General features: G+C 56.0%; 1 protein-coding gene. It reads left to right on the forward strand.

From position 1 onward, the window contains the following. A partial coding sequence (locus AC1D0P_RS28420) for a sterol desaturase family protein (protein ID WP_477679792.1) occupies positions 1-474 on the forward strand: 474 nt, incomplete at its 5' end. Between the last annotated feature and the right edge of the window lie 30 nt (positions 475-504).

Raw genomic sequence — 504 nt, forward strand, 5'->3', positions numbered from 1 at the left:
CATTCCCACATTCCGCTTGGCTTCGGCTGGCTCGACACGATCCTTATCAGCCCTCACATGCACCAGGTGCATCACAGCAAGCTGGAGCAGCATTGGGACAAGAATTTCGGCAACAACCTGTCGATCTTCGACTGGATGTTCAACACGGGTTACAAGCCGGCAAGAGGCGAGGAAATAATTTACGGGATATCGGGGTATAGCGACGCCGACTTGCAGCAATTCAACACAGTCTTCGGTGCGTTCATCTCTCCGCTGTTGAGAATAAAAGATCGGATATGGCAGCGGGCCGGCACTGGAGAGAGCGCGGCGCCGGTCATATCATCTCGAGGTGACGATGGAGAGGTCATTTCGACCGCCGACACGGAGGCGAAGCGGAGACCGAGCACGCCGATGCAGGTCGGCCGCGCCATTGTCTTCAATTACTATCACCGCAAGGCCAAAAACCAGGAAAGTCGTGCGCAGAACGTCGCATAGTGATCGACGCGGCTATGGCTGCGCACAAGT

This window comes from Polaromonas sp. P1_G2 (assembly GCF_056405515.1).